Source organism: Streptomyces sp. HUAS 15-9 (genome assembly GCF_025642155.1).
Lineage (GTDB): Bacteria > Actinomycetota > Actinomycetes > Streptomycetales > Streptomycetaceae > Streptomyces.
The window spans coordinates 7,150,153-7,163,917 of the sequence record NZ_CP106798.1 but is presented as its reverse complement, the minus strand read 5'-3'; the positions used below and the strand labels follow the sequence as shown (position 1 = coordinate 7,163,917).

12 protein-coding genes are annotated in these 13,765 nt (G+C 70.7%); 7 read left to right on the top strand and 5 right to left on the bottom strand.

The features are described 5' to 3' along the window. The first annotated feature begins 145 nt into the window (after positions 1–145). Together N8I87_RS32670 and N8I87_RS32665 are read left to right on the top strand one after the other, a co-directional pair. Positions 146–706, top strand: a complete 561-nt coding sequence (locus tag N8I87_RS32670) for a hemerythrin domain-containing protein (RefSeq protein WP_263214097.1) — start codon at positions 146–148, stop codon at positions 704–706. Between the two features lie 207 nt (positions 707–913). Then, the gene (locus N8I87_RS32665) at positions 914–1,426 is read left to right on the top strand and encodes a hypothetical protein (protein ID WP_263214095.1); all 513 of its coding nucleotides are present in this window, start codon (positions 914–916) and stop codon (positions 1,424–1,426) included. Positions 1,427–1,428: 2 nt separating this feature from the next. Here the strand turns inward: N8I87_RS32665 and N8I87_RS32660 are convergent, their stop codons facing one another. Next, on the bottom strand, positions 1,429–1,653 hold the full coding sequence (locus N8I87_RS32660) for a DUF5133 domain-containing protein (protein WP_263214094.1): 225 nt from the start codon (positions 1,651–1,653) through the stop codon (positions 1,429–1,431). 122 nt (positions 1,654–1,775) lie between these two features. Further along, the gene (locus N8I87_RS32655; protein ID WP_263214091.1) at positions 1,776–1,916 is read right to left on the bottom strand and encodes a hypothetical protein; all 141 of its coding nucleotides are present in this window, start codon (positions 1,914–1,916) and stop codon (positions 1,776–1,778) included. 348 nt (positions 1,917–2,264) lie between these two features. Between N8I87_RS32655 and N8I87_RS32650 the strand changes: the two genes are divergently transcribed. From N8I87_RS32650 to N8I87_RS32630, 5 genes are all read left to right on the top strand, one after another. Then, entirely contained in the window at positions 2,265–5,285 is a 3,021-nt protein-coding gene (locus N8I87_RS32650; RefSeq protein WP_263214089.1) for an FAD-binding and (Fe-S)-binding domain-containing protein, read from the top strand. Between the two features lie 107 nt (positions 5,286–5,392). Continuing rightward, complete coding sequence (locus N8I87_RS32645; protein ID WP_263214088.1) at positions 5,393–7,225, top strand: thiamine pyrophosphate-requiring protein; 1,833 nt, start codon at positions 5,393–5,395, stop codon at positions 7,223–7,225. Next, a complete protein-coding gene (locus N8I87_RS32640) occupies positions 7,222–8,331 on the top strand; it encodes an enolase C-terminal domain-like protein (protein ID WP_263214087.1) in 1,110 nt (369 codons plus the stop codon). Before N8I87_RS32645 ends, N8I87_RS32640 begins: the two co-directional genes overlap by 4 nt. Before the next feature lie 19 nt (positions 8,332–8,350). Further along, complete coding sequence (locus tag N8I87_RS32635; RefSeq protein ID WP_263214086.1) at positions 8,351–10,087, top strand: glycoside hydrolase family 15 protein; 1,737 nt, start codon at positions 8,351–8,353, stop codon at positions 10,085–10,087. A 12-nt stretch (positions 10,088–10,099) separates the two neighbouring features. Next, on the top strand, positions 10,100–11,110 hold the full coding sequence (locus N8I87_RS32630; protein WP_263214085.1) for an SDR family oxidoreductase: 1,011 nt from the start codon (positions 10,100–10,102) through the stop codon (positions 11,108–11,110). A 236-nt stretch (positions 11,111–11,346) separates the two neighbouring features. On the opposite strand, the gene N8I87_RS32625 is transcribed toward N8I87_RS32630, so the two are convergent. From N8I87_RS32625 to N8I87_RS32615, 3 genes are all read right to left on the bottom strand, one after another. Continuing rightward, positions 11,347–11,955, bottom strand: a complete 609-nt coding sequence (locus N8I87_RS32625; protein ID WP_263214083.1) for a hypothetical protein — start codon at positions 11,953–11,955, stop codon at positions 11,347–11,349. A 313-nt stretch (positions 11,956–12,268) separates the two neighbouring features. Further along, complete coding sequence (locus tag N8I87_RS32620; protein WP_317633512.1) at positions 12,269–12,616, bottom strand: helix-turn-helix domain-containing protein; 348 nt, start codon at positions 12,614–12,616, stop codon at positions 12,269–12,271. A gap of 605 nt (positions 12,617–13,221) precedes the next feature. After that, complete coding sequence (locus N8I87_RS32615; RefSeq protein WP_263214082.1) at positions 13,222–13,755, bottom strand: CbrC family protein; 534 nt, start codon at positions 13,753–13,755, stop codon at positions 13,222–13,224. Between the last annotated feature and the right edge of the window lie 10 nt (positions 13,756–13,765).

Genomic DNA, 13,765 nt, shown 5'->3' with positions numbered 1-13,765 from the left:
TTCCCGAATGACGGAGGCACCCGACCGGGTGGACATACGAGTGGACATCGCCCCGAGTGGCGCAGGGTCCGTCCGGATGGGGAACCACTGTCGGCTGGGCGGGACCGACCCGACCCAGATATGACCAGCGAGAGGCGGACAGACAATGGGGCACGGCGGAGACGCTATCGCGGAACTGGTGACCGACCACCGGGAGGTCGAGGAGATGTTCGCCCGGATCCAGGCGATGCCGGGCGGCGGGCAGGAACTCCGTGACGTGGTGGACGAGGTCACGATCGAACTGGTACGGCACTCGATCGCCGAGGAGGAGTACCTGTACCCGGCGGTACGCGAGCACATCGACGGCGGAGACCGGATCGCGGACAAGGAGATCGCGGACCACGGCCGGGTCGAGAAGCTCCTCAAGGAGCTGGAGAAGACGGACACCGACGATCCGAAGATGAGCCCGCTGCTGCGGGAGCTCATGGACGAGGTCTCCGCGCATGTCCAGGACGAGGAGGAGCACCTCTTCCCGATGCTGCGCCGGTCCTGCTCTCCCGAGGCACTGAACGACCTCGGGGACAAGATCCGCCGAGCCAAGTCCCTGGCCCCGACCCGCCCGCACCCCGCCGCCCCGAACACCCCGCCCGCCAACAAGCTCCTCGCCCCGGGCGCCGGCCTGGTGGACCGGGCACGCGACCTCATCACAGGGCGCGGCAAGTCCTGACTCCGCAGGAGCAGGCTCCGGGCCGAGCGGCCGGGCGCCGGGTTCCGTCGGGAACCCGGGCGCCCGGCTGTGACGCCGCTCATTCCCTCTTCGGGTCCCGCTGCCTACGCTGTTGGATCCCAAGCGGGGCAGCGCGGCCCCACGACACAGCTCGCGGGACCGATCTGCCGGACACAGGCGAGCACGCTCCCCGAGGGACCGACCGCCGTGACCGACGACCTGACACCAGTCATAGCCGCCTCCACCCGCTGGCTTCTCGCCGCCTACCCCGCCCCCGGCGGGGCGCTCAGCCGGGCGCTGGCCGAGGCCCAGGCCCGGCAGGCCGTCACACTCGCCGCCGCCCTGAGTTACCCCACCGACCTCGACGTGCAGCTGCTTCACCTGCTCGCACCCAGCGGATCCCACCGGCTGGACCGGCTCACCGGAAGCGAGCCCCAGCCCGACGACACCGCCTGGCGCACCTGGATCGACGAAACCGTCGTCAGCTGGGCAGCCTGCCTCCTGGCCGACCCCGCCCTGGCCGACCGCGCCGCCCACCAGGCCGTCACCGTGGACAGGCACCACGCCGCCGACGGCCTTCACAGGCTGACCAGCCCCGGAGAGCGGGACACGGAGGCCACGCCTCTGCTGCGCCATCCCGACCTGCTGGAGAACATCGCCGGCCTCCACCGGCCTCAGCTCATGGAACTGCTCAGCCTCGACAGCGCGGACCTGCCCTGAACTCAGCGCCCGGGAGCCTGCTGCTCCGCCCGGGCATCGAGCAGCTGCCGACGAGCCTCGGAGAGCGCCTTGTCCAAACAGCGAGTGCCGGTGATCACGCACAGTGTGTACGTGACGTCCTCCAGGCGCCGCGCCGTTTCCACGCCTCCCTCGTGTGCCAAACGCCACCGGAGCGTCTCACACTGTGCGACCAGCTCCCGCAGGAGCGAAGGATGCGCCGTCAGCATGGTGGCCTCCTCCGGCCGCGTCCACTGGGCCCCTCCATTCATACGGTCACAGGAACCCGTTCCCACCGCACCCCGGAGAGGACGAGAGCTCCAGCTCGACAAGGAAGCCTCCACCTGTGACGTCAGGGCAGTCCGAGCCTGCTGCCGGGCTGCTGGTGTTGCGGGGTGGCAGCCGCGCCGTGGGCCGGGCGGACGTCGAGCGATCGGGCTAGGGAATCGAGGTCGGGGAAGTACCCGGTGCAGGCGGACCGGGTCTCGGCCATCGCGGTCTCCAGTGCCTGACGAATGTCTTCAGGCGGTCGCCTGGTCGCAGCCCGGTCGACGAGAACCGACGGCGGTGTCAGCCCCGTAGATGCGTTCTACGCAGCACTTGGTCTGCCACTTGCGATGGAGAGGGGCCTGCGGGAATTCCGACTGGTGAGCGCCTGGTGGTGCCCGCACCCGCGCGGCTACGGGCCGGTTCCGACCGCACCGAATCCTGGTGCCGGACCCCGAAGTGGGTGCCATTGCGCGTTCAGGGGTGGGTACCCGGGAGCTGAGGCATCGCGGATCCCCGGGAACGGCGCGACGCCTCCCGCACGGTGCACGGCTGAGGAAGGCGGTTACCCCTGATGACTCGCACCTCCTTCGGTACTTCCGCGGGCGTGGACGTGGCCGGGCTGACGGCGGCCCTGGTCGAGGAGGTGGACGCCGAGGTCAGGTTCGACGCGGGCAGCAGGGGCGCCTACGCCACGGACGGCTCCAACTACCGGCAGGTGCCGATCGGCGTGGTGGTGCCTCGTACGGTGGAAGCCGGGATGGCGGCGGTGCGGGTGTGCGCCCGGTTCGGTGCCCCGGTCCTGTCGCGGGGCGGCGGCACCAGCCTCGCCGGACAGTCGACGAACACGGCCGTGGTGATCGACTGGAGCAAGTACTGCCACCGGCTCGTCGCCGTCGATCCCGACGCCCGGACCTGCGTGGTCGAGCCGGGAATCGTGCTGGACGTGCTCAACCGGCGGCTGGCCGGCCATCGGCTGCAGTTCGGCCCGAAGCCGTCGACGCACAGCCACTGTGCACTGGGCGGCATGATCGGCAACAACTCGTGCGGCGCGTCCGCGCAGGCATACGGCAAGACCGTCGACAACGTGCGCCGTCTGGAGGTGCTCACCTACGACGGCGTCCGGATGTGGGTCGGGCCGACCTCGAAGGCTGAGCGGGCGCAAATCGCCGCGGAGGGCGGCCGCCGCGCCGAGCTCTACGCCGGCCTGGACCGTATCGTCACCGAGTACCTCGCCGACATCCGCCGCGGCTACCCGAAGATCCCGCGCCGGGTCTCCGGCTACAACCTCGACTCGCTGCTGCCGGAAAACGGCTTCGACGTGGCCCGGGCGCTGGTCGGCAGCGAGGGAACCCTGGTGACCGTGCTGCACGCCGAACTAGACCTGGTGCCGGTACCCGCGTACCAGTCGCTGCTGGTCCTCGGCTACGACGACATCTGCGCCGCCGCCGACGACGTGCCCCGGCTGCTTGAGCACTGTTCGCCCGGGCAGTTGGAGGCGCTGGACGGCCGGATGGCCCAGCTGATGCGCGAGGAAGGCGCCTACCTGGCATCTTTGAACGCCCTGCCGCAGGGTGACAGCTGGCTGATGCTGCAGTTCGGCGGCGACAGCCAGGAGGAGGTCGACGAGCAGGCGCACGCCCTGCTGCGCGCCGTCGGCCGCACCGAGAAGGACGCCGAGGTCGCGTTCTCCGACGATCCCGAGCGCGAGCAGCGGATGCTCAGGGCGCGCGAGGCCGGGCTCGGCGTCACCGCCCGCCCGCCCGACGACCGGGAGACGTGGGAGGGCTGGGAGGACTCGGCCGTACCGCCCGAGCGGCTCGGCGATTATCTGCGGGACCTGAAGGAGTTGTTCGGGGAGTTCGACTACGACCACCCGTCCCTGTACGGGCACTTCGGGCAGGGCTGCGTCCACACCCGCATCCCGTTCGGGCTCCGCACCGCCGAAGGCGTTGCCGACTTCCGCCGCTTCCTGGAGCGGGCCGCCGATCTCGTCGTCTCCTACGGCGGTTCCCTCTCCGGCGAGCACGGCGACGGCCAGTCCCGGGGAGAGCTGCTCACCCGTATGTTCGGTGAGCGGCTGGTGGGCGCGTTCGGCGAGCTGAAGGCGCTGTTCGACCCGGACAACCGGATGAATCCCGGCAAGATCGTCCATCCCAACCCCGTCGACGGCCAGCTGCGTCTCGGTTCCGCCTGGCGCCCGAGGACCCCGGCGACGCACTTCGGCTTCCCCGAGGACGACCATTCCTTCAACCGGGCGGTGATGCGGTGTGTGGGCATCGGCAACTGCCGCGGCCACTCCGGGGGCGTCATGTGCCCCTCCTACCGGGCCACCATGGAGGAGGAACACTCCACCCGCGGCCGCGCCAGGCTGCTGTTCGAGATGCTCGACGGCCATGCCGACTCTGCCGTCACCGACGGCTGGCACTCCACCGAGGTTCGCGACGCGCTGGACCTGTGCCTGGCCTGCAAGGGCTGCAAGTCGGACTGCCCGACCGGCGTCGACATGGCCACCCTCAAGGCGGAGTTCCTCGCCCACCACTACGAGGGCCGGGTGCGCCCCGCCGCCCACTACTCCATGGGCTGGCTCCCCGTATGGGCCCGGCTGTCCCGTATCGCACCCGGGCTGGTCAACAGTGTCCTGCACGCGCCCGGTCTGGCACGGGCGGGCAAGCGCCTGGCCGACGTGGACGAGGCCCGCTCGGCACCGGTGTTCGCCGAGCAGTCCTTCCAGCAGTGGTGGCAGAACCGCGGCATCGAGGAACCCGACCCGGCCGACCCACGCACCGTCGTCCTGTGGCCGGACACCTTCAGCAACTCCTTCCATCCCTCGATCGCCGTCTCGGCCGTACGCGTCCTGGAGGACGCCGGCTTCCGCGTCGCCGTACCCACCCGGCCGGTGTGCTGCGGGCTGACCTGGATCTCCACCGGGCAGCTGCCACTCGCGCAGAAGGTGCTGCGCCGCACCCTCGGCGTACTGCGCCCCTACCTGGAGGCGGGCACCCCGGTCATCGGCCTCGAACCGTCCTGCACCGCCGTCTTCCGCTCCGACGCCCCCGAGCTGATGCCCGCCGACCAGGACGTCAAGCGGCTGGCCGGACAGGTCCGCACCTTCGCCGAACACCTCGTCCACCACGCGCCCGGCGACTGGCGGCCCCCGCGGCTCAGCAGGCGGGCGACCGTGCAGACCCACTGCCACCAGCACGCCATCATGAAGTTCGACGCGGACCGCGAGCTGATGCGCCGCGCTCACCTCGACGCCGACGTCCTCGACGAAGGCTGCTGTGGCCTGGCCGGCAACTTCGGCTTCGAACGCGGCCACCACGAGGTCTCCATGGCCGTCGCAGAACAGGGCGTCCTGCCCGCGGTCCGCGCCACCGCCCCGGATCATCTCGTCCTCGCCGACGGCTTCAGCTGCCGTACCCAGATCGAACAGGGCGGTACCGGACGGCGGGCCCTGCACCTGGCGGAGGTCCTGGCCCTCGGCCTGGAGGGCACACTCCCGACCGAGCACCCCGAACGCCTGGCCGTACGTCCCGCCCCGCCCTCCCGCGCGGCCCGCTGGGCGGCCACCGCATGCGCGCGGCCACCCTGACGACGGCCGCCGCGGCAGTCGCCGGTCGAGCGGCGCTGCGCTCGCCGCACCACCTCTGATCCCTCTTCGCAAAGGCACTGAAGGCACTACCGGAAAGGTTGTCGAACATGTCGCAGAAGGTTTCCGACCATCTCCTCGATCGCCTGCGCGCATGGGAGGTGGAGCATGTCTTCGCCTACCCCGGTGACGGCATCAACGGTCTGCTCGCGGCCTGGGGCCGTGCCGACGACAACCCCCGCTTCATCCAGTCCCGGCACGAGGAGATGTCGGCCTTCGAAGCCGTCGGCTACGCCAAGTTCTCCGGCAAGATCGGGGTGTGCGCCGCCACGTCCGGGCCCGGCGCCATCCACCTCCTCAACGGGCTGTACGACGCCAAGCTCGACCACGTGCCCGTCGTCGCGATCGTCGGACAGACCAACCGCAGTGCCATGGGCGGCTCCTACCAGCAGGAGGTCGACCTGGTCAGCCTGTACAAGGACGTCGCCTCGGACTTCTGCGAGATGGTCACCGTCCCCGAGCAGCTGCCAGGCGTCCTGGACCGGGCGATCCGCACCGCCGTGGCACGCCGTTCTCCGACGGCTCTGATCATCCCCGCCGACGTCCAGGAGCTGGACTACTCACCGCCCGGACACGCCTTCAAGATGGTGCCCTCCAGCCTCGGTATGCCGCAGTACGCTCCGGTGCCGGGCGACGAGGACCTCGCCCGTGCCGCCGAGGTGCTCAACGCGGGCGAGAAGGTCGCGCTCCTGGTCGGGCAGGGCGCCCGCGGGGCCCGGCAGGAGGTCATGGCGGTCGCCGACCGGCTCGGCGCCGGCGTGGCCAAGGCGCTGCTGGGCAAGGACGCCCTCGACGACGACCTGCCGTATGTCACCGGCTCCATCGGACTGCTGGGCACCCGGCCCTCGTACGAGCTGATGGTGGGCTGCGACACCCTCCTCGTCATCGGCTCCTCCTTCCCCTATACGCAGTTCCTGCCGGAGTTCGGGCAGGCGCGGGCCGTGCAGATCGACATCGACCCGCACATGGTCGGGATGCGCTACCCGTTCGAGGTCAACCTCGTCGGCGACGCCCGTCGGACGCTGGCCCGGCTGCTGCCGCTGCTCGACACGAAGAAGCACGACAGCTGGCGCGAGCGGATCGAGAAGAACACCGCCCGCTGGTGGGAGGTCATGCAGCGGCGCGCCGCGGTCGACGCCGACCCGCTCAACCCCGAGTACGTCGTCCACGCGCTGGACGGCCTGCTGCCGGAGAACGTGATCCTTTCCTCCGACTCCGGCTCGGCCGCCAACTGGTACGCCCGCCATCTGCGGCTGCGCGGTGCCATGCGCGGTTCGCTGTCCGGCACGCTCGCCACGATGGGGCCCGGGGTGCCGTACGCGATCGGCGCCAAGTTCGCGCACGGCGACCGGCCGGCGATCGCGCTCGTCGGAGACGGGGCGATGCAGATGAACGGCATGGCCGAGCTGATCACCGTCGCGAAGTACTACCCCGAATGGGAGGACCCCCGGCTGATCGTGGCGGTACTGAACAACCAGGACCTCAACCAGGTCACCTGGGAGATGCGGGCCATGGAAGGCGCCCCGCAGTTCCTGCCCTCCCAGTCGATCCCCGACATCGCCTACGCCGACTTCGCCCGCATGGTGGGCCTCAAAGGCATACGGGTCGAGAAACCGGGCGACGTCGTGGACGCCTGGCAGGCCGCGCTGGCCGCCGACCGGCCCTGCGTCCTGGACTTCGTGACCGACCCCGCCGTCCCACCGATCCCGCCGCACGCGACCCTCGACCAGATCGAGGCAGCGGCGACCTCGGTCCTCAAGGGCGACAGCGACCGGGCGGCCATGGTCCGCCAGGGCTTCAAGGCCAAGGTCCAGGAGTTCCTGCCCGGCCACCGCCACCGCACGGACCGGCCCGGGGCGAGGGACGAGAAGGACGGCACATGAGCGACAGCCCGGTCGTGGAGCGGGTGGACACAGCCGTCTACACCGTGCCCACCGACGCCCCCGAGGCAGACGGCACCCTCGCCTGGGACAGCACGACCCTGGTCGTGGCGACCGTCGCCTGCGGGAGCGTCACCGGCCTCGGCTACACCTACGCGCCCGCCGCGACGGCACGTGTCGTCGACGACCTGCTCGTCGGCGTGGTCACGGGCTCTCCCGCCCTCGACGTGCCACGGGTGAACGAAGCCATGCACCGGGCGGTGCGCAACGCCGGGCAGCCCGGCGTGGCCGCCCAGGCGATCTCGGCCGTGGACATCGCGCTGTGGGACTGCAAGGCCCGCCTCCTCGGCCTCCCGCTGGTGCGCCTGCTGGGCGCGGCCCGCGACGACGTGCCCGTCTACGGCAGCGGCGGCTTCACCACGTACGACGACGACCGGCTGGAACGGCAACTGCGCGGCTGGGTCGAGGACGACGGCATTCCCCGTGTCAAGATCAAGATCGCGGAGTCGTGGGGGTGCCGCGAGGAACGCGACCAGCGGCGCGTCGCCCGGGCCCGAGCCGTCATCGGTGACTCTGCCGAGCTCTACGTCGACGCCAACGGCGGCTACGGCGCCAAGCAGGCCGTGCGGATGGGCCGGGCGCTTGCCGACGAGGGCGTCACCTGGTTCGAGGAGCCGGTCTCCTCCGACCACCCGGGCACCCTCGCCGCGATCCGCGACCAAGTGCCCCAGGAGGTGACGGCCGGCGAGTACGGCTACACCCTGCCGTACTTCGCGCACCTGCTCGCCGCCGGAGCGGTGGACTGCCTCCAGGCCGACGTCACCCGCTGCGGAGGCATCACCGTCTGGCTGCGCGCCGCCGCTCTCGCCGAGGCCCACGGCATCGACATCTCCGGACACTGCGCCCCGCACGCCCATGCGCACGCCGCCGCCGCGGTGCCCAACCTGCGCCACCTCGAGTGGTTCCACGACCACGTCCGCATCGAACGCACCTTTTTCGACGGCGTCCTCTCCGCCCCCGGCGGCATCCTGACGCCCGGCGCCGACGGCGCGCCCGGCCTCGGTCTCGGCCTCGCCCCGGAGCGGGCACACCCCTACCGGGTGGCCTGACAGCAGGAGGCATCCGCCCATGCAGCCCACGGACTTCCCGCCGCACGCCCTGCACGACTACGCGTTGCTGGCCGACGGCGAGCGCGGCGCCTTGATCGGACCCGACGGAGCCATCGCCTGGCTGTGCGCGCCCAGCTGGCACGACGGCGCTGTCTTCGCCACCCTCATCGGCGGCCGTGGTGTGTATGCCGTCACCCCGCGCTGCCACTACGTCGCCGGCGGCCACTACGAGGAGGGCACGCTGATCTGGCGCAGTCGCTGGGTCACCACCGAAGGGGTGATCGAGTGCCGCGAGGCGCTCGCCTTCCCCGGCGAGCCGAACCGGCTGGTCCTGCTGCGACAGCTGATCGCCGTCGACGGACCCGCCCGCGTCCGCGTCGTCCTCGGCCCGCACGCCGAGTACGGCTGTGCCCCGGCCACCCCCAGCCGCGCCGAGGACGGCGTGTGGCACCTCACCTCCGGCCACCACCGCCTGCGCTGGCAGGGCGCCCCGGCAGCTGTCCCCCGAACACAGGGCCTGACCGCCGACCTGCTACTCAGGCCCGGCGAACAGCACGACCTGGTCCTGGAATGTTCCGCGTCCCCGCTCCACCGTCCACTCCCTCGGGCCGAGCAGGCGTGGGCCGCGACCGAGCATGCGTGGCATGAGGCGGTACCCCCGTTGAAGAACACCATCGCCACCCTCGACAGCCGACGCGCCTACGCCGTGCTGCGCGGCCTGACCGGCCACGGCGGCGGCATGGTCGCCGCGGCCACCACCAGCCTGCCCGAACGCGCGGAGACCGGCCGCAACTACGACTACCGGTACGTCTGGATCCGCGACCAGAGCTACGCCGGGCAGGCGGCGGCCGCCGCAGGAGCCCACGACCTGCTCGACACGGCCGTCCGCTTCGTGAGCGAACGGCTCCTCGCCGACGGACCGCGCCTCGCCCCCGCCTACACCGTGCACGGCGACACGGTGCCGCAGCAGCGGGAACTCGATCTGCCCGGCTATCCCGGCGGCTTCAGCCGCATCGGCAACCATGTGTCCGAGCAGTTCCAGCTGGACTGCTTCGGAGAGGCCCTCCTGCTGTTCGCCGCCGCCCAGCGCGCAGACCGTCTGAGCGCCGACGCCTTCAAGGCCGCCGAGGTCGCGGTACGAGCCATCGCCGAACGATGGCGCGAACCAGACGCCGGAATCTGGGAACTGGAGGCCCGTTCGTGGACCCACAGCCGCCTCACCTGTGTAGCCGGACTCCGCGCCCTGGCCGACACCGCTGCCCACCGTCCCCTCACCGACACCTGCACCCACCTCGCTGACACACTCCTCGCCGACACGTCCGCCAACTGCCTGCACCCGGGCGGCCACTGGCAGCGCGCCCCCGACGACCCGTCCGCCGACGCGGCACTGCTCCTGCCCGCCGTCCGCGGGGCCCTCACCGCCGACGACGCCCGCACCCGCGCCACCCTCGCCGCTTGCCGCGACCAGCTGGCCCAGGACCACTTCCTCTACCGCTTCCGCCACGACGCCAGGCCCCTCGGAGAAGCCGAGGGAGCGTTCTTGATGTGCGGGTTCGTGATGGCCATGGCCGAACACCAGCAGGGCTGCGCGGTCGACGCACACCGATGGTTCGAGCGCGGCCGCAGCGCCTGCGGGGCGTCCGGCCTGTACGCCGAGGAGTTCGACATCACCCAGCGGCAACTGCGCGGCAACCTCCCGCAGGGCTTCGTGCACGCCCTCCTGCTGGACAGCGCCGCCCACCTCGCCCACGACTGAAGGAGGCTGACCATGCCCGAAACCGTCGTCGTCACCGGAGCCAGCGCCGGCATCGGCCGCGCCACCGCCCGCCTCTACGGCGAACGCGGCGCCAACGTGGTGCTCATCGCGCGCGGCCGGGCCGGCCTCGATGCCGCTGCGAAGGAGGTGGAATCCCTCGGGGGCCATTCGCTCGTCCAGGTCGCCGACACCGCCGACGCCCACCAGGTCGAGAGGGCCGCCGAGGCCGCCGAGCAGTTCTTCGGCCCCATCGACGTCTGGATCAACTCCGCGTTCACCAGCGTGTTCGCCACCTTCGACGACATCACCGCCGAGGAGTACGACCGGGTCACCCACGTGACCTACTTGGGCTTCGTCAACGGCACCCGGACCGCGCTGAGGCGGATGCTGCCACGCGACCACGGCACCGTGGTGCAGATCGGCTCCGCACTCGGGGAGCGGGCCATCCCGCTGCAGTCGGCGTACTGCGGTGCCAAGCACGCCATCAACGGATTCACCTCCTCCCTGCGCACCGAACTGCTGCACCGGGGCAGCAACGTGCACATCACGGTCGTTCAGATGCCCGCAGTCAACACCCCGCAGTTCTCCTGGGTACGCTCCCGCCTGCCCCGGCACCCGCAGCCCGTCCCGCCCATCTATCAGCCAGAGGTGGCCGCGCGGGGCGCGGTGTACGCGGCCGATCATCCGCGCCGCAAGCAGTACTACGTCGGCGCCACCACGGTTGCGACGATCTGGGCCAACCGCCTGGCCCCCGCCCTGCTGGACCGCTACCTGGCCCGCACCGGCTTCGAAGCCCAGCAGACCGACCAGCAGCCGCCGAGCGGCGAGAGCAACCTCTTCGAACCGGTCGACCGGCCGAAGGGCACGGACCACGGCGCCCACGGCGCCTTCGACACGACATCCCACAGCCGGTCCCTCGAAGCCGCACTGGCCCGCCACCCCGCCGCAGCCTCGGCGCTCACGGCCGCGGTGGCAGCAACGGCGACGGCCGTGTGGAAGAGGCGCGCCCGCACCCCGTCGTAAGACCGACCGCGAGCCATCGCGTCAGGGTGCACCCGCCCCCCCTGACCAACGGTGGCGGTACTGTCCGGCGGCATCAGCCCCACGGCACGGGGGATCTCCCGCTTGGGAAGGTGGTGGCCCGCCTACCGAAATGCCTCCCGTCACGTGACCACAAGTCGTCGCCCTCTCACAGTTCGCGGAGCGCGAGCAGCAACTTGTGCTCGACCCATTAATGACAGCGACACCCGATGCAGCCGCTACTTCAGGCCGAGTTCGGCTTCCGCAGTGACCCAGTTCGTCGCGATTGCCTTCTGAACCGAGGCAAGAGTGACCCTGCCGCTGCAGATGGCCGTGTGCAGACGAGCCTCGACCTTGTCCTTGTCGTTGTTCGGCCCCGCTCCCGGCCTGCGCCCAGGGCTCGGGGGCTCGACCCAGAGGTTGCGCGGGTCGTTGGGGTCACCGCCCAGCGACAGAGAGACCAGGTGGTCGGACTCGGCATCGTGCAGACTGCCCCGGTAGCTGTACGACGTGGCGTTCGCCGACTTCTCCGCACCCGTCACTGACGCCGGGGGCCTGATCTTGGAGCTGTACCCCGGGTTGCAGATGGTGGTCCTGAGTGTCCTGGCAGTCACTTTCGGGTTCAGTGCGCCCGGGGTGCAGTGGCTGTCGGGCAGCGGCTGGTTCTTGTAGCTGCGGTAGTGGCAGACGCCTCGGGCCGATTGCTTCTGCACCGTGTAGTGGGCCTGCGAGCCCGGCCCATAGGGAAGGCCGGAGGTGGTGGCGCCTGCTGCGGTGCCACCGAAGACGAGTGCGGCGCTGGCGGCAAGTGGCCCTGCCGCAGCGACCACGCGCTGATACCTGGTCATGGTTCCCCGTTCTTGGAGCCGAGGCCCACCGGATGAGACGGTCACTCTCATCCCTGTGCCGCGGTCCGGCATGTATATCTACAGCCGGGTGATCACCGGCCGCGCAGAAACCGACCCCGTGAGTAACTTTTCGACCACTCTCAACCTTGAGACGGCGTCAGAGGCTCCGCGAGGGTTTTGTCCGGTCAGCATGGCTGGGCGAGAGGTGCGGGGCACGGCTGGCCCGGGGCCGGCAGTGTGATCACTGTGACACCGGCCCCGAACCGGCATGCCGGCAAGACGCGCCGTTGCACGAAGGTGGGCTATCGCCGCCTCACGCGACGGACTGCGCGCGCCGCTGGGCCGGTATCTGGCCGAGGTGCCGCGAGCACATCGGGTCGGTGCACAGTGATCCGTGGGCCAGGGCGGAGACGATCGCCGCCTGTGTCCGCGTCTGCTGTCCCAGCTTCGCCACGATGTTTGCGATGTGCGCTTTCACCGTGCGTTCCGCGATCCCCAGTTCCCGTGCGAGCTCGCGGTTGCCCTGTCCCGTTCCCAGCAGCAGGAGAACCTCTCTTTCTCTCTCGGTCAGTCGGTTCAGCCGCCACACGCCTGGCTCGGGGCTGTGCCCGGTGCGACGGTAGGGACAGGCTGTCGCTCCCGCGTCGGACCGTTTGGTCACGTCGGTCCTTCCTGGCCGCAGCGTTTCCAGCAGACCCCCGTGGCCTGGTTGCGTCTGCGACCGAAACCAACCTACCTGACAGTGATCGACCGTTCACGCCTTTACGAGGCCGTCAACTTCCCCTGCACGAAGGGGCATTGCCCACGTGTGAGGGGCCCTTTCGGGCATTGCCCGAAGGGGCAATGGAACTCAAGCGTTCGATTCTCCAGGCTTTTTAACGATCGCACAGTGGGCTCTGATCGAGCCGGGGTGCCGGGCCGCAATCGAGCCGACGTTGGCGGCCTGGAGAGGCCCGGCCCGGCCGCATCGGAGAGTACGCGGACAGCCCGTGCCCGAGCCTTTCGCCGGCATACTCCTCGACTGCATACGCACCGGGCGCCCGAACCGGCCCAACGCCACCCTGCCCGCCTGCGACTGGCTCTTCTCCGGGCGCCGGGCCGGACAGCCCGTGGACCCCGCCGCCCTCGGCAGACGCCTCACCGCCGCGGGCATCCCTCCCCCCAGGGCCGGGCCGCCACCCTGCGGCAGCTCGTGGCACCGCCCTCGGCCGTTGCCGGGATGGGTGCAGTTCCTTTGAAGGGAAAGGCGCGTCTGGCTGGGCGTGGCTATGAAGCGTCGGCGTAGGCGAGGTGGGTGCCGCAGACGGTGCAGCGGAAGAGCATGGCGCTTGCGCCCTGCCCGAGGTGGGTCAGGAAGTTCTCGAGCCGGGATGCGTCGTGCCAACCGCCCATCCGTAGGTCGGTTCGAAGCTGGTCGAGTGCGTCGGGGTGGGCTGCGAGTTCGGTGTATCCGACCTCGCCGATGAAGGCGGCCGCCTCGTTGCAGTGGACGAGCCAGTGCGGGTCCTGCCAGGCGTGGAAGCCGGGGGTGCGGCGGGTGACGTGCTTCAGGGTCTCCTCGCTGACGCCGCCGAGCCTGTATGAGTCGGTGAATTCACCTTCGAATCGTTCAGCGGCGCTGCCGTCAGCGATGCACCAGGGGCAGAACCGCCCGTTGACTTCCTGGGCTGTGTAGAAGGTCGCGGTGTAGATCCACCCGGTGCTGCGCTCGCAGCAGGCGCAGGTCTCGGCGCTCTCGCGGATGGATCCGCTTGCGAGGGGTTCGGGGTGGTAGCGGAAGGAGGGCAGGTTGGCGCTCACTGGCGAGCCT

Excerpts from the sequence above, each read along its gene's own strand:
- N8I87_RS32670 (WP_263214097.1), top strand. The coding sequence starts at position 146 with ATGGGGCACGGCGGAGACGCTATCGCGGAACTGGTGACCGACCACCGG.
- N8I87_RS32660 (WP_263214094.1), bottom strand. The coding sequence starts at position 1,653 with ATGCTGACGGCGCATCCTTCGCTCCTGCGGGAGCTGGTCGCACAGTGT.
- N8I87_RS32655 (WP_263214091.1), bottom strand. The coding sequence starts at position 1,916 with ATGGCCGAGACCCGGTCCGCCTGCACCGGGTACTTCCCCGACCTCGAT.
- N8I87_RS32650 (WP_263214089.1), top strand. The coding sequence starts at position 2,265 with ATGACTCGCACCTCCTTCGGTACTTCCGCGGGCGTGGACGTGGCCGGG.
- N8I87_RS32645 (WP_263214088.1), top strand. The coding sequence starts at position 5,393 with ATGTCGCAGAAGGTTTCCGACCATCTCCTCGATCGCCTGCGCGCATGG.
- N8I87_RS32640 (WP_263214087.1), top strand. The coding sequence starts at position 7,222 with ATGAGCGACAGCCCGGTCGTGGAGCGGGTGGACACAGCCGTCTACACC.
- N8I87_RS32635 (WP_263214086.1), top strand. The coding sequence starts at position 8,351 with ATGCAGCCCACGGACTTCCCGCCGCACGCCCTGCACGACTACGCGTTG.
- N8I87_RS32630 (WP_263214085.1), top strand. The coding sequence starts at position 10,100 with ATGCCCGAAACCGTCGTCGTCACCGGAGCCAGCGCCGGCATCGGCCGC.
- N8I87_RS32625 (WP_263214083.1), bottom strand. The coding sequence starts at position 11,955 with ATGACCAGGTATCAGCGCGTGGTCGCTGCGGCAGGGCCACTTGCCGCC.